This window comes from Microbacterium suaedae (assembly GCF_003254645.1).
GTDB lineage: Bacteria > Actinomycetota > Actinomycetes > Actinomycetales > Microbacteriaceae > Microbacterium > Microbacterium suaedae.
This window is the reverse complement of the sequence record NZ_PNFD01000004.1, coordinates 267,831-288,065: the sequence shown is the minus strand read 5'-3', so window position 1 is coordinate 288,065 and position 20,235 is coordinate 267,831. Positions and strand designations below refer to the sequence as shown.

Sequence of the window (20,235 nt, the reverse complement as noted above, 5' to 3'; positions counted from 1 at the left end):
CCGCCGGACCACAGGAGGAGAAGGACATGACCCGACCGATCACACTGTTCACTGGCCAGTGGGCCGATCTGCCGTTCGAGGAGGTGTGTCGCCTCGCGGGGGAATGGGGATACGACGGGCTCGAGATCGCATGCTGGGGTGATCACCTGGATCCGTCCCGCTGGGACGACGACGCCTACATCGCAGGTCGCAAAGAGATCCTCGAGCGCAACGGCCTGAAGGTGTGGACGATCGCGAATCACCTCACGGGCCAGGCCGTCTGCGACGATCCGATCGACCAGCGCCACCAGGACATCCTCTCGGGTCGTGTGTGGGGCGACGGGGATCCCGAGGGGGTGCGGCAGCGTGCCGCCGACGAGCTGAAGAACACCGCGCGGCTCGCCGCGAAGCTCGGCGTGAAGACCGTGACGGGCTTCACGGGCTCGGCGATCTGGAAGTACGTCGCGATGTTCCCGCCCGTGAGCGACGAGGCGATCGAGGCCGGCTACCAGGACTTCGCCGACCGCTGGAACCCCATCATCGACGTATTCGAGGAAGAGGGCGTTCGCTTCGCGCTCGAAGTGCACCCCTCCGAGATCGCGTACGACTACTGGACGGCGAAGCGCGCACTCGAGGCGATCGGGCATCGCCCGGGCTTCGGCATCAACTTCGATCCGTCGCACTTCATGTGGCAGCAGCTGGATCCGGTGGCGTTCGTGCTCGACTTCGCCGAGCACATCCTGCACGTGCACGTGAAGGAGTCGGTGACGAACCTTGACGGCCGCAATGGCGTGCTCGGATCCCATCTGCCGTGGGCGAATCCCCGGCGCGGCTGGACCTTCGTCTCGACGGGCCACGGTGAGGTGCCGTGGGAGCCGCTCTTCCGCGCCCTGAACGCGATCGGCTACGACGGGCCGACGAGCGTCGAGTGGGAGGACGCGGGCATGGACCGCCTGCAGGGCGCCCCCGAGGCGCTCGCGTTCGTGCGCAAGCTCAACGCGATCACGCCGCCGGAGGCCTCGTTCGACGCGGCGTTCTCGACGAAGTGACCGCCCGCTCCCGTCAGTGGGGAGCGTGGAACTCGGTGTCGCCCGCCTTCCAGTAGCCCTTGATGACGCGGCGGTCGGCGTCGAGTCCCCAGCGGTCGCACGCGAGCGCGCGTCCGGTCTTCACGATCGCCTGCTCGGCGGCGATGAACACGAACGGATCCTCGCCCGGGCGGTCGTCCTCGTCGAGTGTGTCGAGGGCGGCGGCCAACGCCGTCCCCGGGGCCTGGTCCTTGCGGTGCACGTACTCGACGGGGACCGGGGCATCGATCGGCACCTGCTGGCCCGCGTTTCGGACCTCGACGATGATGAGCGCCGGCGCGTCCTCGGGGATGAGGGCGGCGTAGCGGCGGATCTGTGCGATCGCCGTCTCGTCGCCCGCGAGCAGCCATCCGTCAGGGGATCCGTCGACGCGCAGCGTGCCGCGCGGGCCGCCGACGCCGATCGGCGCGCCGAGAGGAGCGTTCGCCGCCCAGACGCCCGCGACGCCGTCGTCGCCGTGCAGCGCGAACTCGAGATCGAGGAAGGCGTCCCCGTCATGGGTCTCTCCCCACGCGAGAGGCGTGAACTCGCGGCTCGGAGCCGCGCGCATCTCCTCGACGGTCGAAACAGGGCCGTCGGGCAGGAAGATGCGGATGTGGTCGTCGTGCCCGGGTGTGTCGAAGCCGCGCAGATCGTCGCCGGAGAGGCGCACTCGCACGTAGTCGTCCGTGAGATGTTCCCGCGCGGTGAGGGTCGCATTGCGGAACCGCAGCTCGAGCTGCTCCCGGTGAGTGGCGTATGTCGGGCGATCGGTGCTGGACGAGCTCATAAAGTAAGGCTAACCTGATTCTGGCTCGGTAAGGCTTGCCTCACTTCGTGCAGGCCGCGTCCCACGACGGCACGCATCGGGCCTCTCCACTCACGCGAGTCCGCGCATGACAGCGCGCTCTCACCACTACAGGAGTCACCTCTATGAGCATGATCCGCCCCGTCTCGGCGCTCTCCCTCGTCGCCGTCTCGGCCCTCGCCCTCGCTGGCTGCGCGTCGGAGGCCGGCGCCGAAGCCGAGGTTCCGTCAGACGCCGCGGCCGACACCGTCGAGGTCGAGGACAACAACGGCACCCACACGATCGCAGTGCCGCCGGCGTCCGTGGTCGCGACGGATAACCGCACGTTCCAGACGCTCGACGACTGGGGGATCGAGTTGAGCGCCGCGGCCGTGTCGCTGATGCCCGACACGATCTCCTACACGCAGGACGACTCCGTCATCGATCTCGGCATCCACCGCGAGCCCGACCTCGAGTCTCTCGTCGCCGTCGACCCCGACATCATCGTGAACGGGCAGCGCTTCGCACAGTTCCACGATCAGATGGCCGAGCTCGTTCCCGACGCGACGATCCTCGAACTCGACCCGCGTGAGGGAGAGCCGTTCGACGCCGAACTGAAGCGCCAGGTCGAGGTGCTGGGCGAGATCTTCGGCAAGCAGGACGAGGCGGCGCAGGTGGTGGCTGACTTCGACGCCGCTGTCGAGCGCGTCAAGGCCGCATACGACGCCGACCAGACGGTGATGTCGGTCATCACATCGGGCGGCGAGATCGGCTACTCGTCGCCAGGCGCGGGACGCACCTTCGGGCCCCTCTACGACATCCTCGGCCTCACGCCGTCGCTCGAGGTCGACGAGGCGAGCGACGACCATCAGGGTGACGACATCTCGGTCGAGGCGATCGCCGACTCGAACCCCGACTGGATCCTCGTGATGGATCGCGACGCGGCCGTCGCCGCCGACGACCCCGAGTACACGCAGGCTGCCGAGGTGATCGAAGACTCCGAGCCGCTGGCCGGCGTCACGGCCGTCGCCGAGGATCAGCTCGTCTACATGCCCGCCGACACGTACACGAACGAGGGCATCCAGACCTACACCGAGTTCCTCGAGGATCTCGCCGACGCTTTCGAGGCTGCGTCCTGATCCGCCGGACGTACTGATCGACCAGGGTGGGGCGCGAGTCGCGCCCCACCTGCGTCGCGTCCGGAGGAGGACACACGCACATGACCACTCGCACGGCCGACGGGACGGTGCGCACGCGCGGACGGCTGTTCGACGGGAAGCTCATCATCGGGGTCCTCGTCGTTCTCGCGCTGCTCGTCGTTTCGCTGTTCACCGGCGTCTATGACGTCTTCGGCGCCGATGACGGCGCCGAGATGTTCGTCATCACGCGGATCCCCCGCACGCTCGCTCTCGTCCTCGCGGGCGGCGCGATGGCGATGTGCGGGCTCGTCATGCAGCTGCTCACGCAGAACCGCTTCGTCGAGCCGACGACGACCGGCACGACCGAATGGGCCGGGCTCGGGCTGCTGACGGTGATGGTGCTCTTTCCCGGCGCGAGCATCCTCGCCCGCATGGGGGGCGCCGTCGTCGCGGCGTTCATCGGCACGATGATCTTCTTCCTCTTCCTGAGGCGCGTGTCGCTGCGCTCGTCGCTCATCGTTCCCATCGTCGGCATCATGCTCGGCGCCGTGGTCGGATCCATCTCGACCTTCGTCGCGCTGCAGACCGACATGCTGCAGAGCCTCGGCATCTGGTTCGCCGGCAGCTTCACCTCGGTGTTCCGTGGGCAGTACGAGCCCCTGTGGGTCGTGGCGATCGTCGCCGCCCTCATCTTCGTCGCGGCAGACCGCTTCACGGTCGCCGGCCTCGGCAAGGACGTCGCCACCAACGTCGGCCTGAACTACGACCGCGTCATCCTCCTCGGCACGGGGCTCATCGCCGTCGCGACCGGCGTCGTCACCGTCGTCATCGGCAGCCTGCCCTTCCTCGGGCTGATCGTTCCGAACATCGTCTCCATGATCCGCGGCGACGATCTGCGCAGCAATCTGCCGTGGGTGTGCCTGACGGGCATCGCGATCGTCACCGTCTGCGACCTCATCGGGCGGACCATCATCATGCCGTTCGAGATCCCCGTCTCCCTGATCCTCGGCGTCGTCGGCGCCGTGGTGTTCGTCTTCCTCCTGCTGAGGCAGCGCCGGAATGTTTGACACGAAGACCGCGGCTCCCTCCGCCGCGACACGCAGCTCCCGTCCTCTCCCGACGCGGCGCGCCCGCGTGCGCTACACGATCATCGTCGCGATCCTCGCAGTGCTGGCCGTGGGGCTCGCCTACGGCCTGCTCGCCTGGGACAACCCGATGCCGGCCGGATCCGATGGCTTCTGGCGCATCGCGAAGATGCGGGTGACGAACGTCACCGTCATCGCGGTCGTCGCGATCTGCCAGGCGATCGCGACCGTCACCTTCCAGACTGTGACGAACAACCGGATCCTCACGCCGTCGATCATGGGCTTCGAATCGCTCTACATCGCCGTGCAGACGGGGGCCGTGTTCGTGCTCGGCGCCGCCGGCGTCGTCGCCGTACAGGGCGTCCCCCAGTTCCTCCTGCAGGTCGGCCTCATGGTCGGGCTGTCGCTGCTGCTGTATGGCTGGCTGCTGTCGGGGCGATACGGCAATCTGCAGATCATGCTGCTGATCGGCATCGTCATCGGTGGCGGGCTCGGATCCATCTCGACGTTCATGCAGCGCATGCTCACGCCGAGCGAGTTCGACGTCCTGTCGGCGCGGCTGTTCGGCAGCATCGCCAACGCCGATGTGTCGTATCTGCCGATCGCGATCCCGCTCGTCGTCGTCGCGGTCGGGCTCATCTGGTGGAACGGCCGGCGCCTCGATGTGCTCGCCCTGGGCAAGGAGGCTGCCACGAGCCTCGGTCTCGCGCATCGCCGTCAGACGATGGCGATGCTGTTCCTCGTGTCGATCCTCATGGCCGTGTCGACGTCGCTCGTCGGCCCGATGACCTTCCTGGGCTTCCTTGTCGCGACGCTCGCCTACCAATTCGCCGATACGCACGACCACCGGCTCATCTTCCCGGTCGCGGCCCTCACTGGCTTCGTCGTGCTCGCGGGCGCCTATTTCGTCATCAAGAACGTGTTCGCCGCGCAAGGTGCCGTGACGATCATCATCGAACTTGTCGGAGGATCCGTGTTCCTCTTCGTCATCCTCAGAAAGGGGCGACTGTGATCTCGCTCACCGGTGTTCGCAAGCAGTACGGCGGCGAGGTCGAGATCGGCCCCGTCGACATCGAGATCCCGGGCGGCGGGATCACGGCGCTCGTCGGGCCGAATGGCGCCGGGAAGTCCACCCTTCTCACGATGATCGGGCGCCTTCTCGGCATCGATGACGGCACGATCAAGGTCGCCGGCTACGACGTCGCTTCGACCGCATCGAAGGATCTCGCCAGGATCGTGTCGATCCTGCGCCAGGAGAACCACTTCATCACGCGTCTGACGGTGCGCCAGCTCGTGTCGTTCGGACGGTTCCCGTACTCGAAGGGGCGCCTCACGAGCGCAGACGAGGAGATCATCACCCGGGCGATCGACTTCCTCGACCTCGGTGCGCTCGAAGGGCGCTATCTTGACCAGCTCTCGGGCGGACAGCGTCAGCGCGCGTACGTCGCGATGGTTCTGTCGCAGGAGACCGACTACGTGCTGCTCGATGAGCCGCTCAACAACCTCGACATGCGTCACTCGGTGCAGATGATGCAGCAGCTGCGCCGCGCGGCAGAGGAGCTCGGACGCACGATCGTGATCGTGCTGCACGACATCAACTTCGCGGGGCACTACGCCGATCGCATCTGCGCCGTGAAGGACGGCCGGGTGGTGGAGTTCGGCGGGCCGGACGAGATCATGACCGACGACGTCCTCACAAGGGTGTTCGACACCCCCGTGCAGGTCGTGCCGGGCCCGAACGGCCCGCTCGCCGTGTACTACTGAACCGGCTCAGTACCAGTTCACGGCCTGCGAGTGGCCCCACGCGGCGCAGGGCGTGCCGTAGGCCGCGGAGATGTACTGCAGACCCCACGTGATCTGCGTCGTGGCGTTGCTCGCCCAGTCGGACGCGACTGTGGCCATCTTGCTGCCGGGCAGCGACTGCGGGATGCCGTACGCGCCGCTCGACGGGTTCGACGCCTGGTAGTTCCAGCCCGACTCCTTCGTCCACAGCAGATCGAGGCAGCTGAACTGGTCGCCGCCCCAGCCGTAGGTGCTGAGCGCGAGCTGCTGGGCCGTGGCCTTCGCGCCCTCGACCGTGTTGGCGGCGGCGAGGGCCTCGGCGGCGGCCTGCTCCTCCGCCGCGGCGGCGGCCGCGGCCTCTTCCTGCTCCTTGCGCTCCTGCTCGGCCTTCGCGGCCTGCTCCTCTTCGTACTCCGTCACCTCGACGGTGAGATCCTCGATCGCCTCGTTGGCCTCGGCGGTCGCGTCATCGGCGATCGAGGCGGGCATGCCCTCGTAGTCCTCGAGGTACTCGACGGATGCCGTGAGCTCCGTCGCGTCGACCTTGTCCTCGGCGCGCTCGAGCAGGTTCTTCGCCGCGACGAGCGTCTCCTGAGCCTCGGCGGCTGTCTCGCCCGTCGCCGTCTGGATGGTGCCCGCCTTCTCGCGCGGGATCATCGTGTCCATCGCATACGCGGACGTTCCGGTGCCGACGGCGAGGAGGCCGACGGCGAGGGCCGCGCCGAAGCCGAAGCGGCGACGACGACGCTCGCGATCCTGGCGGAGCAGGCGAAGGTGGTTCGCGCGGGGGAAGGGGGTGAGCAGAGGTGTCTCGTCAGTCGTCATGCGGGAGGTTCGTCCAAAGAGTCTGTGCGGGGAGCGCAGTCGGGTCGCTGCGTGCGGCGGGCGGCACGTGTCGGACAGTGCCAGCGTGGCTGCCGGGTACCGACGATGGGGGCCGATTCTGAACGCACGCGCGGAAAACCCCCGGCATCGGCCGGATTCGGGCGGTCCTCGCCTGATTCGCCCCGGAAACCTGAGTGTGCGCGGCGGAACGCGCGGATCCGCATCATGGTGCGGATCGGACGGGCGTGAAGCCCTTTGGTAACGAACCGATAACGGTGGCGGGCTCAGAGTCTCCTGCGAGAGCGGTGGGAGCGCCCCGCGCGGTTACAGCTCTGCGCCGTCGTCGTCCTTGTCGTAGAGGCCCTGATTGCCGCCGCGCTTCGATTCGAACGCGATGAGTGCGCCGATTCCGATGAGAACGCCGATCGTCGCGCCGAGCCATGCGCTGCCGAGGATCGAGCCGACGAGCACCGCGAGGGCGAACAGCCCGATCGAGATGAGGGTCCTGCGGGCACGCGGAGACATGTCTCCATTGTGGCGCGGATCTTCGTGGTGGGAGTCGTGCATCATCGCTCCCGGTGATCTTCGATGTGCAGCCGCGGCCCCCGGCGCGGTTCCGTGAGGCCGGCGGCGAGGATGAGACGGATCACCCGCTGCCGGTGCCCGCGCCACGGTTCGAGCAGGGCGAGCATGCCGTCGTCGTTCGTGCGAGACCCGGCGAGTGCGTATCCCACGTGGTGCGCGAGGTGGTAGTCGCCCACGCTGACGGCGTCGGGATCGCCGAATGCGCGGATCCGTGTCTCGGCGGCCGTCCAGGGCCCGACGCCCGGCAGCGCGGTGAGGTGGCGGTCGCGCGCGTCTCCGTCGGACGAACGCGCGAGGGCGCGGTCGAGCGATGCGGCGCGGGGCGCCGCCTGGGCGATCGTGCGCGCCTGGGGCGGCTCGAGACCCGCGCGGTGCCACGCCCAGGACGGGATCCGCTGCCACACCGCGGGCGCGGGCGGCACGGTGAGAGGTCGAGGCGTGGGGCCCGGCGCGGGATCGCCGAATCTCGCGACGAGTCGGCGCCACGCGCCGAACGCCTGGCGCAGGGTGACCTTCTGCTCGATCACCGACTGCGTCAGTGCGTCGAACGGTGCGTCGGTGCGGGTGAGGCGCAGGCCGAGGTGGCGGCGGTGCGCCTCGGCGATGAGCGGGTGGTGCGACGCGTCGAATCCGTCGACGTCGTCGCCCGCCCCGCACAGCGCGGGCACCTGCGCGAGCGCCCGCTCGCGTCCCGGCCCCCACGCGGCCGCCCGCACGGATCCATCGGCGGTCTGTGACAGCGCGAGCGTCGCAATGCCGTCGGGCGTGCGCATCGCCCGCCAGATCACGCCGCCCGCGTGCGTCTGCGCCGGATCGCCCGGCCCCCGCTGCAGCACCCCGACCGTCGCCCGCAGATCGATCGCCGCGCGCGGCGCATACCGCGTCTGCGGCGGCGACTCGCGAACGGCGGTGGGCATGGCCGTCACGCTACGCCGACCTCCTGGGCTCACGCCGCCCGCGGCTCGGCGCGGCGCGGCATGTCGAAGGAACAGAGGGTCGCCAGAAAACGCTAGTTGGCCGCCGCACGAACCCGCGTTTTCTGGCGACCCATCCTGTGTGGCGCACCGACGGTCTGCGGGATGGTCGCCGCGGATGCCGAGAGGCGGGCGCCTCGTCGGGAAACTGGTCGATTATCAGGAATCGACCCGAATCCCACCGAGGCGCCGCGCGCTCGCGCGGCTTTTCAGAAGCGGTCGGGCGAGGGGGCGCCGGCTCCGTAGCGGATGGTGACGTCGGCGTGCCGGTCGAAGCGGTATCCGATGCCCCGCACGGTGCGGACGATGTCCTCGTAGCGGCCGAGCTTGGCGCGCAGGCGTCGCACGTGCACGTCGATCGTCCGCTCGCCGGGGGCGTCTTCGTCGCCGGTCTGCCACAGCGAGTCGACGAGCTCGGCGCGCTCGATCGTGCGCCCCTCGCGCAGGACGAGGTACTGCAGCAGCTCGAACTCCTTGTAGGTGAGCGATGCGCTTTCACCGTCGATCGTGACCCGTTTGCGCGAGATGTCGACGACGACGCCGGTGTCGGCATTTCGAGCGGGAGCCTCCGAACGCACGCGCGCCACGGCGCCCGGCTCCTTCAGGGCGAGGCGGACGATGTCGATATCGCGGCCGCCCGCGTCCTGCGAGGCGAGGGCGACCGTCGCGTACGTCTCGGCGCGCGGCGACAGATCGGCGATCGTGCGGCGCAGCGCGTCGACGAGCACGTTCAGGCTGACGCCGTCGGCCGCCGCGGAGGCCTCGTCGAGGCCGACATAGAGGGCGAAGCCGCGCGGCTCGGATCCGGAGGGCGGGCCCGCGGGCGCCGCCGGGGCAGACTGGGGTGCGGAGTCGTCGTTCACGGTGCGGCCATTCGAGGGATGTGCCGTACGGACTGCCTGCTGCTCACGGAGCGAGGGTACCGCGCGGAGGTGCGTCTGTCGGGTCGGTCGGGCGGCGGGTGCGATCAGAGTGGTCATGAGGATGGTCCTTGAAGTATGCGCGGATCCGCAAGAAGGATCCGGGAAAGGTGCGTCGAATCGCGCGGAAAGCGCGGGATGCGCGCCTCAATCGAGGCGATGCGTGCTCCAGGACGGCGGGCGCGGTGCGCAGAACCGGCGGCTGGACGGAAGTGCTCGGCGGGGTGAGTCGCTCAGCGGCACATTCGACAGCACATGACAACGCGGCCGGGCATCACGGCACCGGCAACTCCGTTCGCCTCCCGGGCGGACAGAATCTGCGTGTCGTCAGTCATGTGGCTCATTGTGACTGCGTGCGACGCCCCGTGTCAATCCGTGACGCGGTCTGTGACGTCGGATGTCGTGCGGGAGCATCGTCCTGCCGCGGAACAGGACGGTGGCGCGCGGTGTTGAATCAAGATGTGACGGAGGAACTGACATTCACGGATGTCGCGGACAGGTCTCGCTACGAACTGCGCCGCGGCGACGAGCTCGTGAGCGTGCTCGACTATGAACGGCGCGGCGACACGATCGCTCTCACGCGGGCGTTCACGATCCCCGCGCATCGCGGGCACGGCTTCGCCGGGGTCGTGACCGAACGCGCGGTCGACGCGATTGAGGCGCTCGGCGGTCGGAGGATCCTGCCCGTCTGCTGGTACGTCGCCGAATGGTTCGACACCCATCCGGAGCGCCGGGCGATGCTCGAGGGCTGAGCGGCGCATGGCTCCGTCGAGGCAAAGGGGCCGCAGGTTTTGTTCGCACCGATCCCGTGGGTGTCAACGTGTAAATAATGTTTGACTCCATGTCGCATATGGATTACGTTGACCGTGTCATGAATCTTTGACATGGACGGGGGCTGACGTGCGAAATGACATGGCGCCGGGCGAGCGGACGGCGTGGGTGCAGATGGCGGTCGTCGCCGTTGCGTATCCGGCATACGTCGCGATCGTCCTTGTGCGTGCCGGCGGCGGTCCGCTCGTCGACGCGGGCTACGGCGGCGTCCTCACCGTGATGCTCCCCGCGGTCATCGGGGGAGTCTTCCTGCTGTGCTGGATCTTGGGCGGGTTCCGCGGTGAGAGGGACGAGCGCGATCTCCTGATCGAGAAATGGTCCGAACGCATCGGACACAGCTTCGTTCTCCTCGGCGGTGCCGTCGCGCTGTCACTCGCGCTCTTCGAATCGGCGCATTTCTGGATCGCGAACGCGATTCTCTTGGGCTTCGCGCTCTCCGCCGTGTTCGGCGGTGTCGCCCGCATCTACGCATATCGTCGAGGCTTCGATCCCGCATGGTGAAGCCGACGAGGGTGACGAATCGGATCCGCCGCCTGCGCTTCGACGCCGATGAGATGACGCAGGCGGAGCTGGCGTCGCGTGTGGGGATCACGCGCCAGACGCTCATCGCGATCGAGCAGGGGCGGTACTCGCCGTCGCTCGAGGTCGCGTTCCTGATCGCCCGTGCATTCGGCGTGGGGATCGACGAGGTGTTCGAGTATCCCGAGGGGGGATGAGATGCGCGCGGTGGTGCAGGCTCGCTACGGCGGTCCAGAGGTGCTGAGGATGGGCGATCGCGAGGCGCCGATTGCCGGCCAAGGAGAGGTCGTGGTGCGTGTCGCCGCGGCGGGAGTCGACGCGGGCACGGTCCATCTGGTCGAGGGGCGTCCCGCTCTCATCCGGGCGATCATGCCGCTTCGCGGTGGGCGTGTGCCCGGCGGAGACCTGGCGGGCACGGTGCACGAGGTCGGGGCCGAGGTGGCGGGGCTGCAGCGAGGTGACGAGGTGTACGGCGTCGCGGAGGCACCTGACGGCTCCCTCGCCGAGTTTGCGCGCGTGCGTGTGAGTCGGATCGCGGCGAAGCCGATGGGCCTATCGTTCGCGGAGGCCGCCGCCGTCCCGACCTCGGCGACCGCTGCGCTCCGTGCCGTGCGCGACGCGGGGCGCACGAGCGCGGGCGATCGCGTGCTGGTGCTCGGCGCGGGCGGCGGCGTGGGGCACTTTGCCGTGCAGATCGCGAAATCGCTCGGCGGATCCGTCGTCGCCGCCTGCAGCGCGGGCAAGGCGGCGATCGCGCGGGCATCGGGCGCGGATCACGTTGTCGACTACAGGCGTGAGGACCCCCTTGCACGGGGACCCTTCGACGTGATCATCGATACGGGAGGGCACCGGCCTGTGCGTGCGATGCGTCGCGCTCTGTCACACGCGGGCGCGCTCGTGGTCGTTGGATCGGAGCCCGAGGGCGCTCCGCTCGGGGGCATCACGCGATCGCTCGGAGCCGCCATGGCGGATCCCTTCACGCGCCAGCGCCTGGTGATGCTGAGCTCGTCGGAAGACGCGGAGGCGCTGCGCGACCTCGCGGCGCTGGTCGAAGCGGGGGAGCTGTGGCCGATCATCGACCGCGAGTTCGCCCTCGACGAATCAGCGGAGGCGCTGCGCCATCTCGGCCACGGCGCGGGGGCGGCGAAGACGGTGGTGCGGGTGGCCTGATCCGTTGGGGCTTGGCGCGTACGCGGCCGCCCCCGTTTCGCGGGTTGAGATCGCGCCGTACGCTCGCCGTATGGACGTGATTCTCATCGCCGGATTCTGGCTCGACGGATCATCGTGGGCCGGCCAGGCGCCCGCGCTTGAGGGCGCGGGGCATCGCGTACACGCGCCTACCCTGCCCGGGTACGCGCCGGGCGACAGCAGCGACGTGGGGCTTCAGGATCATGTCGACGCGATCGTGCGCCTCATCGACGAGGCGCCCGGGAGCGTCGTGCTCGTCGGGCATTCCGCGGGCGGCGCCGTTGCGTGGGGAGCGACCGATGCGCGCCCGGATCGGGTCGCGCGAGTGATCTTCGTCGATGCCTTCCCGCCGCCCGCAGGTCTGGCGATCAACGAGGATCTGCCCGCTATCGACGGGCTCGTACCCTTTCCGGAGGATCGCGCGGAGCACTTCGCCGACGTCGAGTTTCAGGACTTCACGGATGATCAGCTCGCTGACTTCATCGCGCGGGCGATCCCCGTGCCGGAACGCGTTGCGAAGGATCCGATCGTCCTCACGGACGAGGCTCGCTGGGAGGTGCCGGTCACGATCGTCGCGACGGCGTTCCCTGTGGGGCAGCTCGAGAACCTCATCGCGGCGGATCATCCGATGACGGCTGAGATGCAGGCCGTGAAGGAGATGTCGGTCATTGAGCTGCCGACGAGCCACTGGCCTCAGCTGACCAAGCCTGAGGAACTCGCGCGGATCCTCGTCGGCGAGGTTGCGGGCGAGTAGCCGATCAGTCGTCGGTGTCGGCGTTCTCGAACCACTCGATCTTCAGTTCTGCGGCGGGTCCGACGGGGTTGACGACCAGGCCCGCCATGCCATCGCCACGAGCGGACGCGACGACCTTGTCGAGGGTGGTCGGCTGCGCGACCGCGGACGGCTCCCACGCCCACAGCTCGGCGGGGCTCGTGAACAGGGCGTGCAGCACCTGGCCATCGGGGCGCGTCGCGCTCGCGATGTTGTAGCCGATCGTGTCGCCGTCGTCGTCGGTCACGGGGATCCCGCCCACGTAGACGACCGCATCCTTCAGCATCCGCACGAACTCGTCGATCTCGACGCCGCCCTCGACGATCGCGGACGAGAGTCGCGACGCGTCGGCGAGGCTGTCGCCGAAGGCGCGCTGCATCTCGTCGCTGTACGCGATGAACGCGCCCTCTGATCCTGCGTCGATCGCGATGCCGTCATGGTGCTCGATCGCCTGTGCGAGGGTCGCGGCCGCGGGCTGAGCGAGCGAACGCCCCTCGTCGCCCGGCGTGAACGCCTCGAGGCGCGGATTGTCGGTGAACGCGAGCAGCAGATCCTTGCCCTCGTCGTCGCGCACCGACGTGACAATGAGCCTGTCGCCGTCCTGCATGGGCTTGTCAGGGTCAGCGAATTCGGAGTGGCTGATGTCGAGCAGCAGCTGCCCGGAGGCCGCACGCCGCAGGACGTCGCTGTGCGTCTGCGGATCCTTCTTTTCGGCCCACGCCTCAAGCGCCTCCTGCACGCGGGCGTTCTTGACGATGTTCTTCGGCTGCTCGTCCGTCATGCGGCCCACGCTACGCGGCGTGCGGGGCGCGACGCCAACGCGTGGCGGAAGGTTGCGGGGCGGGAGCGGCGCCGACGCTCCGAGACGAGGGGATTTTCGCGGTCGAGCGCGACTCTCGGCGAATGTGCATTCTCTCGCGCTCCGCCGCGTGGGAATGGTCAAGGGATGAACGCGCGGATCGGAGTGGATACGAGAGTATCGGGGCGCCGGCAGATTGCATCTCCCGATGATCCGCTACGCCGCGGGATTCAGCATCGCCTCGGCGCTATCGCGATGCGCCGGGTCGCCGGTGGTGAGGGCGAAGAGGGCATACGTGAGAGGGCTTGCATCCCAGATCCGACGCGCCTGCGTCGCGAGTCCCGGCCACGTGCGGCCACCCGCCGCGGTGTACGCCTCGAGTGTGGCCTGCAGCATGGCATCGCCCGCGGCGCCGATCTGGAACGAGAAGTCCCGGGCCGGGTCATCGACGCGGGCGGTCGTCCAGTCGAGGACGCCGGTGATCCGCCCCTCGTCGAGCAGGACGTGCGCCGGATAGATCTCGCCGTGCGACATCACCGTGTGCTCGGGCCAGCTCGCATCGTCGTCGACCCAGGCGCGCCAGGCTTCGTCGAGGGCAGGAGCGATCGTGAACTCGTCGCGCACGCGATCCATGTCTTCCTGCCACTGCCGGCGCACCTCGTCGGGTGAGCGCACCTCGACGCCGGCGTCGCGTGCCTCGTCGGGGTCGATGGCGTGCAGGGCGCCGAGCAGCGTGCCGAGCCGAGCCGCGTAGTCGGGGGACGCCGGATCCATGTGCCAGATCGGCTCGGCGCCGTCCAGCGTCAGACCGGGATGCCCGGGAAGCGCCGGATACGCGATGAGCTCACGCGAGCGGATCCGCCAATCGGGCACTGCGATGTCGAGCTCGGCGAGTGCGGGCCGCACGAGCTGCAGGATCCTGGCCTCCTTCTCGGCCTCCTCCGCGACCTCGGGGCGGCGGGGGATCCGCAGCACCCACGTGACGCCGTCCGCGTCAGCGGCCATGACGACGCGAAAGTCGAGCCCGGCCTCGTTGACGGAGACCGATTCGGGATCGAGGACGAGGCCGTGTGCGGCGGCGAGGGCGATGGGATCCATGAAGGAGATTGTGGCAGGGAGAGCGCCTCGAGCGGAGGCGCTTGACCCGGCTCGCTGCGGGGCGGGCACGGATACCCGCCCCGCCGCGTGTCAGTCGCCTGTCGTTTCGAGCGTCCCGTCGGGTTTCCGGAGCGTAGGCCTCGGGGCCTTCGGTCCCATCCCGACGGGAGGGGCCGCGCGCGGTTCCGGCTTTCCGCGGACGGCCTCGACGCCGTTAGCGTGGAGCCATGCGCGAACGCAGACGTTCCTGGTTGGTCGGTGGCATCGGGCTTATCGCGTGCGGTGTCATAGGCGTCGTCCGGGATTCGGTCCTGGGATCCGCCGGGACGCATGCCGCCCTTACCCTCATCGCTGATGTGCTGTGGGCAGGCGCCATCCTCATCCTCGCCGTGGGACTGAGCCGGGAGGGCAGCGTCGTCGCGCGCAACCCGCTGGGGCTTGCGGCTTCCATCGCTGTGGCGCTGTGGCCCGTGACCCGAACTCTCGTCGCCGTGCTCGCCGGTCCTGACACTCCCGAACAGCTTGTTGCCTGGCGGTTCTGGGAGTACCTGTCCATGGCGCTGCCGCTGATGATCGGGTTCGTCGCGGCCATGCAGGTGGCCCGCGCCCGAGTCGTCCAATCCCCATGGAACTGGGCGCCGCTCTGGGTGCTCGGCGGCCAGACACTGCTGTGGGTGACGCCAGAGGTGATCGGCGTCGCCTCACCAAGCTCCTTCATGAGAATGGGCGGACTTGTCGCCGCGTTCGGGACCCTCGCCTTCCTGGCGTCGACCCTCGGCCTCGGGATCCTGGCGGTTGTGCTTGCCAGTCGTTCACGAGCAGGAACAGTGCCCATCTATCGGTCATCCACGCTCAAGTAAGACGGTCCGGTAGTCGGCGCAGCGCGATCGTCTGGTGAGCACTGTTCCAGCGGTGTCCGTATCGGGGGCACTCGCGACGTTCGGTGACCAGCAGACTCCGTTCGTCGTCGATGATCGAAGTGCTTGCCCGCCTCGACATGTCGCCATACGACGGCGCGTTCGTTTGTCAGACGTCCCGAATAGCGTGGGGGCATGCGGATCCTGCACACCTCCGACTGGCACATCGGGCGGTCCTTCCACGGCAACTCGACGCTCGACGCGCTGCGCGGCGTGCTCGATGCGCTCACTCGGGAGATCGTCGAGCGGGGCGTCGACGTCGTCTTGCTGGCCGGAGACGTGTTCGACTCGGCGACGCCCGCGGCCGACTGCTATTCGCTCCTGACCGACACACTGCTCGCGATCCGAGACGCGGGCGCGCAGGCGGTCGTCACGAGCGGCAACCATGACTCGGCCGCTCGGCTCGGGTTCCAGGCGCCGTTTCTCGGTCGCGCTGGCGTGCACGTCGTCACCGACCCGCTCACGGTGGGCGCGCCCGTCACGATCGACGATGATCACGGGCCTGTGCACTTCTACGGGGTCCCGTATCTCGAACCGGCCCTCGTGCGGCACCTGTGGCCCGACGAGACGCTGCGCACACAGGAGCAGGTGATGCGCCACGCGATGTCGCTCGTCGAGGCCGACCGGGCCGCGCGTGGCGGGAGGTCGGTCGCGATCGCGCACTGCTTCGCGGCGGGCGTCGAACCGACGCCGCAGCTCGAGCGCGAAGTGCGTCAGGATCTGCGGCAGGGCTCGCTCGACGTCGTGCCGCTCGCCTGCTTCGACGGCCCCGACTACATGGCACTCGGCCACATCCACGGGCGCGCGACTCTGTCGGAGCGTGTGCGGTACGCGGGCGCTCCTCTGCACTACAGCTTCGGCGAGGGAGACAAACCGCGCGGCGCCTGGCTCGTCGATCTCGATGCCGACGGGCTTGCAGATGTCGCGTGGGTCGAGCTGCCGGTGCCGCGCCGTCTCGTCACCCTGAGGGGCACGCTCGACGAGCTGCTCTTCGACGAGCGCTTCGCCGTGCACGTCGACGACTGGGTGTGCGCGGTACTGACCGACGCGACGCCTCCGCACGAGCCGATGCGGCGCCTGCGCACACGCTTCCCGCACTGCGCGACGATCCAGCCCGACCCGGAGCGTCGCCGAGATGACACGGTGCGCACGTATCGTGAGCGCGTCGCACGCGAGACGCCCGATCCGCAGATCGTCGACGATTTCCTGGCGCTCGTACGCGACGGCGACGGCGCGAGCGACGAAGAGCGGGCGCTCATTGCCGACGTCATCTCTGAGCGACGGGCGGAGGCGGCGCAATGAGGATCCACCGCATCGAGATCGAGGGCTTCGGCCCGTTTCGCGCGCGACAGGCGATCGACCTCGACCAGTATGCGTCCGACGGAATCTTCCTCATCGCCGGTCGCACCGGCACGGGCAAGTCGAGCATCCTCGATGCCGTCTGCTTCGCTCTGTACGGAGCCGCGCCGCGATACGACGGCGGCGAACAGCGGTACCGCAGCGACCACGCCGAACCGAGCGACCCCACGAGCGTCGCCGTCGAGTTCTCCGTCGCCGACCACCGTTGGCGCGTCGAACGGAGCCCGGAGTACGAGCGCCCGAAGCTCCGCGGTGAGGGCACCACGACGGCGCCGCCGAAGGTCGAAGTATTTGAGCAGGTCGGCGGCGAATGGGTCGGTCGGGCCGCGCGAGCGGTCGAAGCAGGCCGCCTCATCGCCGATGTCGTCGGCCTCAACCAGCAGCAGTTCCTCCAGGTCATCCTGCTCGCACAGGGGCGCTTCGCGCGGTTCCTGCTCGCGAAGAACGACGAGCGGCAGAAGCTGCTGCGCACCCTCTTCGGCACACGCCGATTCCAGGACTACGAGACAGCCCTCGACGAGCGTCGACGTCAACACAGGGCGTCTGTCGACAGCCGTACTGAGGCGCTGCGGGCGATCCTCGATCAGGCGCACGACGACCTCGAACGGGTGGAGCAGCCAGAGAACGACGACCGTTTCGACGACGAGACGGCACGCCCGGAGGGCTCCGCCATCGGAGGTCGAGCCGACGCGGATGCTCCGGTCCGCGTGATCGGCGCCGAGAGCCCGGCAGACCGGGAAGATCGCGTCGGACCGGAAGACGCGGTGGATGTAGGGGGTCGCGCCGGTGCGGAAAGCTCGGCGGACGCGGGGGTGCGGTCCGGCGCGCTCGGCACCGACGAGCCGGCGGGAGCAGCCCGGGCTGCGGCGCCCGACGACGAATCGCTCTCCGCTCGCATCTCACGACTGCACGCGGGTGCCGAGGGTGCTGCGGCGCGCGCCGAGCGGGCCGATGCCGCTGAATCAGCTGCCCGCGCTCGACGCGCTGACGCTGAGGCCGAGCGTGACCGGATCCGCGAGACGCGCGATCGTCAGACCCGCCGCGATCGCGCCCGCGCACAGCTTGCGGAGCTCGACAGCCGAGCCGAGGCGACCGCCGCACGCCGCGCTGAGCTCGAAGCTGCACGTCGTGCCGCGACAGTCGCGCCCATCGCTGACGCCGTCGACAGGGCAGAAGCGGTCGCCGCGACGGCGCATGCCGATGCCGATGCCGCCCGTGAACAGTGGGTCACGGCGCGCGATGAGGCGCTCCTGCAGGCATCATCCGCCGTCGGGTTGCGACGCGAAGCAACCGGCGACGATCCCTCCGCGGCGGTGCGCCCCACGCGGGCACAGGGCGAGGAACACGACGATGAGGGTGGTGCGGAGTTCTCGGCCCGTGATACCGCCGGTGACGCGGAGATCCCCGACGCTGTCGAAGCCGAGGTCGATGATCGCCGGGGCGCTGGCGTTGCCGAGGCCGGTGATCTGCCCGGGGCCGATGTTGACGAAGCGGACGATCTCCCCGGGGTCGACGCCGTTCCGGACGTGCTCGAGGCGTTCGTCGACGAGAGCAATCGGCGCATCGGTGCGTGGCAGCCACTCCGCGAGATTGAGACGCTGCTCGCCGACGAGACGGCGCGACTCGACGATCTCCGCGCCGCCCTCGCCGCCCACGATGAGCTCCTCGGGAGCCTCACCGCGCGACGCGACGCGCTTCCCGGCCGCATCGCGGCGAACCAGAGCGCGATCGACCGTGCGGCAGAACGAGCCGCCCGAGCCGACTCGGTGCGCGCGCACATCACGCAGCTCGAACACCAGTTCACGGCACTCGGCGAGGTCGCCTCCCTCGCCGCTGAGTACCGAGGCGCCGTCGACGACGCGGCCAAGACGATTGCCCGTCGTCGCGCCGCAGAAGACGCGCTCAGCGCCCTGCACTCCCAGCGTCTCGCCGGGTACGCGGGAGAACTCGCGGCCGACCTGACCGACGGAGACGCGTGCCCCGTCTGCGGTTCGACTCACCACCCGTCGCCCGCGCCGCTCCCTGACGATCACGTCACGGCCGCACAGATCGACGCGGCCGACGCTGAGCGTTCGGAGGCGGCCGAGCAGGCCGAGACAGCGGATACCCGGCGGCAGCGAATTGAAGTCGATCTCCGAGCCGCCGAGGAGCGGGCGGGAGGCCGCACCGAGATCGAGGTGAACGGCGACCTCATCGCCGCGCGCGATCAGCTCGCCGATGCCGAGACCGCGGCGCGCGAGAAGGCCGAGCTCGAGCGCGAACGCGCTCAGCTCGCCTCCGAGCGTGACGAACTCGACGAGCGTCTCGCCGAAGCCACCCGGCAGCGCGCCGCGCTTGACGCGACGATCGCGGCGGGAGAGCGCGATCTCGCGGGCCATCGCGATGCCGTCCGCCGCGGGCGCGGATCCTTCCCCTCCGTCGCTGCGCGCATCGGGAGTGCGCAGCGACTCGCCTCCGCGGCCGCGACACTCGCCGACGCCGACCGAGAGGCCGCGCGGACCGCGGGGGAGCGCTCCGCCCGCGCCTCGGACCTTGACCGCGTTCTCGCCGACGCACGCTTCGACGACCGCGATGCCGCCCGTGCCGCGCACCGTGACGAGCAGTCCATCTCTGCGCTGGACGCCGCACTCGCCGACGAAGCGGCTCGCCGCGCATCCGCCGAGGCGGCGCTCGCCGAGCTCGCCGCGTTCGACCTCCCCGAGGATCCTCTCGACGCCGCGCGCGCCGAAGAAGCGCTCGCCCGCGCTCAGGAAGCCCTGGACGCGGCCGTCGACGCCCGTGCCGCCGCGCGCCAGATCGCTGACGCGCTCGCCACAGCCGCCCGCCGCGCCGAGGAAGCCCATCGCGAGGTCGGCGCGGCCGCGCGCGAAGCCGACGACATCGCGCGTCTTGCCGACGCGATCGCCGGGCGCGCGCACAACGTCAAGAGGATGAACCTCGAGACGTTTGTTCTTGCGGCTGAGCTGGAGGAGATCGTCGAAGCCGCCAACCGTCGTCTCTCCGAGATGTCCAGCGGCCGGTACGCCTTGCAGCACACCGACGCCCTCGCCCGACGCGGCGCGGCATCCGGCCTCGGCATCGAGGTCGTCGACCGTTTCACGGGCCGGCCGCGCCCCGCGCACTCCCTCTCGGGTGGGGAGACGTTCCTCGCTTCGCTCTCCCTCGCACTCGGCCTCGCCGAGGTTGTCACGGGGCGCGCCGGAGGCGTCCGCCTCGACACTCTCTTCATCGACGAAGGCTTCGGATCCCTCGATGGTGAGACCCTCGAGGTCGCCATGCGCACGCTCGACGAACTCCGCCAGGGCGGCCGCACGATCGGTGTCATCAGCCACGTCGAGGCCATGAAAGAGCAGATTCCGGCCCAGCTCCGGGTCATTCCGCAGCCGCAAGGCTGGAGCACAGTCGATCAGGGCAGAATGGAGTCATGAACAAGGGCACGATCTGGACTATCCTCGGCGTCATCGTGGCGGTTGTCGTCGCCTTCTGGATCGTCAACGTCCTCTTCAGCGTCCTCTTCTGGTTGTTCAAGCTCGCGGTCGTCGCCGTCGTCGCACTCATCGTCTTCTTCGCGCTGCGCGCGCTCTTTCGCTCGCGCACCTGAGCCGCTCG

Annotated in this window: 21 protein-coding genes; 14 read left to right on the top strand and 7 right to left on the bottom strand. The window is 69.3% G+C overall.

Annotation, left to right across the window (positions count from 1 at the left end; translation table 11 throughout):
* Nucleotides 1–26 precede the first annotated feature (26 nt).
* Nucleotides 27–1,028 carry a sugar phosphate isomerase/epimerase family protein gene (locus C0012_RS13635; protein ID WP_111467143.1) on the top strand — a complete coding sequence of 334 codons (1,002 nt, stop codon included), beginning with the start codon at nucleotides 27–29 and terminating at the stop codon, nucleotides 1,026–1,028.
* 13 nt (nucleotides 1,029–1,041) lie between these two features.
* Here the strand turns inward: C0012_RS13635 and C0012_RS13630 are convergent, their stop codons facing one another.
* Nucleotides 1,042–1,836 carry a siderophore-interacting protein gene (locus C0012_RS13630; protein WP_111467142.1) on the bottom strand — a complete coding sequence of 265 codons (795 nt, stop codon included), beginning with the start codon at nucleotides 1,834–1,836 and terminating at the stop codon, nucleotides 1,042–1,044.
* A 143-nt stretch (nucleotides 1,837–1,979) separates the two neighbouring features.
* On the opposite strand from C0012_RS13630, the gene C0012_RS13625 reads away from it, so the two are divergent.
* The 4 genes from C0012_RS13625 (at nucleotide 1,980) to C0012_RS13610 (ending at nucleotide 5,821) form a co-directional block, all read left to right on the top strand.
* Nucleotides 1,980–2,972, top strand: coding sequence for a siderophore ABC transporter substrate-binding protein (locus tag C0012_RS13625; RefSeq protein ID WP_111467141.1), 993 nt, complete (start codon nucleotides 1,980–1,982; stop codon nucleotides 2,970–2,972).
* Nucleotides 2,973–3,052: 80 nt separating this feature from the next.
* Entirely contained in the window at nucleotides 3,053–4,039 is a 987-nt protein-coding gene (locus C0012_RS13620; protein WP_111467140.1) for an ABC transporter permease, read from the top strand.
* Complete coding sequence (locus C0012_RS13615; protein WP_111467139.1) at nucleotides 4,032–5,069, top strand: iron chelate uptake ABC transporter family permease subunit; 1,038 nt, start codon at nucleotides 4,032–4,034, stop codon at nucleotides 5,067–5,069. The genes C0012_RS13620 and C0012_RS13615 overlap by 8 nt, the downstream gene beginning before the upstream one ends.
* Nucleotides 5,066–5,821, top strand: a complete 756-nt coding sequence (locus tag C0012_RS13610; protein WP_111467138.1) for an iron ABC transporter ATP-binding protein — start codon at nucleotides 5,066–5,068, stop codon at nucleotides 5,819–5,821. Before C0012_RS13615 ends, C0012_RS13610 begins: the two co-directional genes overlap by 4 nt.
* A 6-nt stretch (nucleotides 5,822–5,827) precedes the next feature.
* On the opposite strand, the gene C0012_RS13605 is transcribed toward C0012_RS13610, so the two are convergent.
* The 4 genes from C0012_RS13605 to C0012_RS13590 all read right to left on the bottom strand — a co-directional run bounded on the left by C0012_RS13605 (nucleotide 5,828) and on the right by C0012_RS13590 (nucleotide 9,203).
* Nucleotides 5,828–6,664, bottom strand: coding sequence for an aggregation-promoting factor C-terminal-like domain-containing protein (locus C0012_RS13605; RefSeq protein WP_232527940.1), 837 nt, complete (start codon nucleotides 6,662–6,664; stop codon nucleotides 5,828–5,830).
* A 324-nt stretch (nucleotides 6,665–6,988) separates the two neighbouring features.
* A complete protein-coding gene (locus C0012_RS13600; protein ID WP_111467221.1) occupies nucleotides 6,989–7,189 on the bottom strand; it encodes a hypothetical protein in 201 nt (66 codons plus the stop codon).
* 41 nt (nucleotides 7,190–7,230) lie between these two features.
* A complete protein-coding gene (locus tag C0012_RS13595) occupies nucleotides 7,231–8,166 on the bottom strand; it encodes a DNA-3-methyladenine glycosylase family protein (RefSeq protein ID WP_111467137.1) in 936 nt (311 codons plus the stop codon).
* A 266-nt stretch (nucleotides 8,167–8,432) separates the two neighbouring features.
* Complete coding sequence (locus C0012_RS13590; RefSeq protein ID WP_111467136.1) at nucleotides 8,433–9,203, bottom strand: winged helix-turn-helix domain-containing protein; 771 nt, start codon at nucleotides 9,201–9,203, stop codon at nucleotides 8,433–8,435.
* 401 nt (nucleotides 9,204–9,604) lie between these two features.
* Here C0012_RS13590 and C0012_RS13585 point away from each other — a divergent pair, with 401 nt between their 5' ends.
* The 5 genes from C0012_RS13585 to C0012_RS13570 all read left to right on the top strand — a co-directional run bounded on the left by C0012_RS13585 (nucleotide 9,605) and on the right by C0012_RS13570 (nucleotide 12,435).
* Complete coding sequence (locus tag C0012_RS13585) at nucleotides 9,605–9,895, top strand: GNAT family N-acetyltransferase (RefSeq protein WP_232527939.1); 291 nt, start codon at nucleotides 9,605–9,607, stop codon at nucleotides 9,893–9,895.
* 148 nt (nucleotides 9,896–10,043) lie between these two features.
* A complete protein-coding gene (locus C0012_RS15760; protein ID WP_232527938.1) occupies nucleotides 10,044–10,475 on the top strand; it encodes a hypothetical protein in 432 nt (143 codons plus the stop codon).
* On the top strand, nucleotides 10,469–10,690 hold the full coding sequence (locus C0012_RS15755; RefSeq protein WP_232527937.1) for a helix-turn-helix transcriptional regulator: 222 nt from the start codon (nucleotides 10,469–10,471) through the stop codon (nucleotides 10,688–10,690). The genes C0012_RS15760 and C0012_RS15755 overlap by 7 nt, the downstream gene beginning before the upstream one ends.
* A 1-nt stretch (nucleotide 10,691) precedes the next feature.
* Nucleotides 10,692–11,663 carry an NAD(P)-dependent alcohol dehydrogenase gene (locus tag C0012_RS13575; RefSeq protein WP_111467133.1) on the top strand — a complete coding sequence of 324 codons (972 nt, stop codon included), beginning with the start codon at nucleotides 10,692–10,694 and terminating at the stop codon, nucleotides 11,661–11,663.
* Between the two features lie 70 nt (nucleotides 11,664–11,733).
* Entirely contained in the window at nucleotides 11,734–12,435 is a 702-nt protein-coding gene (locus C0012_RS13570) for an alpha/beta fold hydrolase (protein WP_111467132.1), read from the top strand.
* 4 nt (nucleotides 12,436–12,439) lie between these two features.
* Here C0012_RS13570 and C0012_RS13565 read toward each other — a convergent pair whose 3' ends face one another.
* The gene (locus C0012_RS13565) at nucleotides 12,440–13,234 is read right to left on the bottom strand and encodes an SseB family protein (RefSeq protein WP_111467131.1); all 795 of its coding nucleotides are present in this window, start codon (nucleotides 13,232–13,234) and stop codon (nucleotides 12,440–12,442) included.
* Nucleotides 13,235–13,468: 234 nt separating this feature from the next.
* Nucleotides 13,469–14,350 carry a macrolide 2'-phosphotransferase gene (locus C0012_RS13560; protein ID WP_111467130.1) on the bottom strand — a complete coding sequence of 294 codons (882 nt, stop codon included), beginning with the start codon at nucleotides 14,348–14,350 and terminating at the stop codon, nucleotides 13,469–13,471.
* A gap of 227 nt (nucleotides 14,351–14,577) precedes the next feature.
* Here C0012_RS13560 and C0012_RS13555 point away from each other — a divergent pair, with 227 nt between their 5' ends.
* From C0012_RS13555 to C0012_RS15600, 4 genes are all read left to right on the top strand, one after another.
* Complete coding sequence (locus C0012_RS13555) at nucleotides 14,578–15,210, top strand: hypothetical protein (RefSeq protein ID WP_111467129.1); 633 nt, start codon at nucleotides 14,578–14,580, stop codon at nucleotides 15,208–15,210.
* A 192-nt stretch (nucleotides 15,211–15,402) separates the two neighbouring features.
* Nucleotides 15,403–16,569: an exonuclease SbcCD subunit D gene (locus C0012_RS13550; RefSeq protein ID WP_111467128.1), complete on the top strand. Its 1,167-nt coding sequence runs from the start codon at nucleotides 15,403–15,405 to the stop codon at nucleotides 16,567–16,569.
* Nucleotides 16,566–20,054 carry an AAA family ATPase gene (locus C0012_RS13545; RefSeq protein ID WP_111467127.1) on the top strand — a complete coding sequence of 1,163 codons (3,489 nt, stop codon included), beginning with the start codon at nucleotides 16,566–16,568 and terminating at the stop codon, nucleotides 20,052–20,054. Before C0012_RS13550 ends, C0012_RS13545 begins: the two co-directional genes overlap by 4 nt.
* Nucleotides 20,051–20,227 carry a hypothetical protein gene (locus C0012_RS15600; RefSeq protein ID WP_198411149.1) on the top strand — a complete coding sequence of 59 codons (177 nt, stop codon included), beginning with the start codon at nucleotides 20,051–20,053 and terminating at the stop codon, nucleotides 20,225–20,227. Before C0012_RS13545 ends, C0012_RS15600 begins: the two co-directional genes overlap by 4 nt.
* The last annotated feature ends 8 nt before the right edge of the window (nucleotides 20,228–20,235 follow it).

Excerpts from the sequence above, each read along its gene's own strand:
- C0012_RS13635 (WP_111467143.1), top strand. The coding sequence starts at position 27 with ATGACCCGACCGATCACACTGTTCACTGGCCAGTGGGCCGATCTGCCG.
- C0012_RS13630 (WP_111467142.1), bottom strand. The coding sequence starts at position 1,836 with ATGAGCTCGTCCAGCACCGATCGCCCGACATACGCCACTCACCGGGAG.
- C0012_RS13625 (WP_111467141.1), top strand. The coding sequence starts at position 1,980 with ATGAGCATGATCCGCCCCGTCTCGGCGCTCTCCCTCGTCGCCGTCTCG.
- C0012_RS13620 (WP_111467140.1), top strand. The coding sequence starts at position 3,053 with ATGACCACTCGCACGGCCGACGGGACGGTGCGCACGCGCGGACGGCTG.
- C0012_RS13615 (WP_111467139.1), top strand. The coding sequence starts at position 4,032 with ATGTTTGACACGAAGACCGCGGCTCCCTCCGCCGCGACACGCAGCTCC.
- C0012_RS13605 (WP_232527940.1), bottom strand. The coding sequence starts at position 6,664 with ATGACGACTGACGAGACACCTCTGCTCACCCCCTTCCCCCGCGCGAAC.
- C0012_RS13600 (WP_111467221.1), bottom strand. The coding sequence starts at position 7,189 with ATGTCTCCGCGTGCCCGCAGGACCCTCATCTCGATCGGGCTGTTCGCC.
- C0012_RS13595 (WP_111467137.1), bottom strand. The coding sequence starts at position 8,166 with ATGCCCACCGCCGTTCGCGAGTCGCCGCCGCAGACGCGGTATGCGCCG.
- C0012_RS13590 (WP_111467136.1), bottom strand. The coding sequence starts at position 9,203 with ATGACCACTCTGATCGCACCCGCCGCCCGACCGACCCGACAGACGCAC.
- C0012_RS15755 (WP_232527937.1), top strand. The coding sequence starts at position 10,469 with ATGGTGAAGCCGACGAGGGTGACGAATCGGATCCGCCGCCTGCGCTTC.
- C0012_RS13575 (WP_111467133.1), top strand. The coding sequence starts at position 10,692 with ATGCGCGCGGTGGTGCAGGCTCGCTACGGCGGTCCAGAGGTGCTGAGG.
- C0012_RS13570 (WP_111467132.1), top strand. The coding sequence starts at position 11,734 with ATGGACGTGATTCTCATCGCCGGATTCTGGCTCGACGGATCATCGTGG.
- C0012_RS13565 (WP_111467131.1), bottom strand. The coding sequence starts at position 13,234 with ATGACGGACGAGCAGCCGAAGAACATCGTCAAGAACGCCCGCGTGCAG.
- C0012_RS13560 (WP_111467130.1), bottom strand. The coding sequence starts at position 14,350 with ATGGATCCCATCGCCCTCGCCGCCGCACACGGCCTCGTCCTCGATCCC.
- C0012_RS13555 (WP_111467129.1), top strand. The coding sequence starts at position 14,578 with ATGCGCGAACGCAGACGTTCCTGGTTGGTCGGTGGCATCGGGCTTATC.
- C0012_RS13550 (WP_111467128.1), top strand. The coding sequence starts at position 15,403 with ATGCGGATCCTGCACACCTCCGACTGGCACATCGGGCGGTCCTTCCAC.
- C0012_RS13545 (WP_111467127.1), top strand. The coding sequence starts at position 16,566 with ATGAGGATCCACCGCATCGAGATCGAGGGCTTCGGCCCGTTTCGCGCG.
- C0012_RS15600 (WP_198411149.1), top strand. The coding sequence starts at position 20,051 with ATGAACAAGGGCACGATCTGGACTATCCTCGGCGTCATCGTGGCGGTT.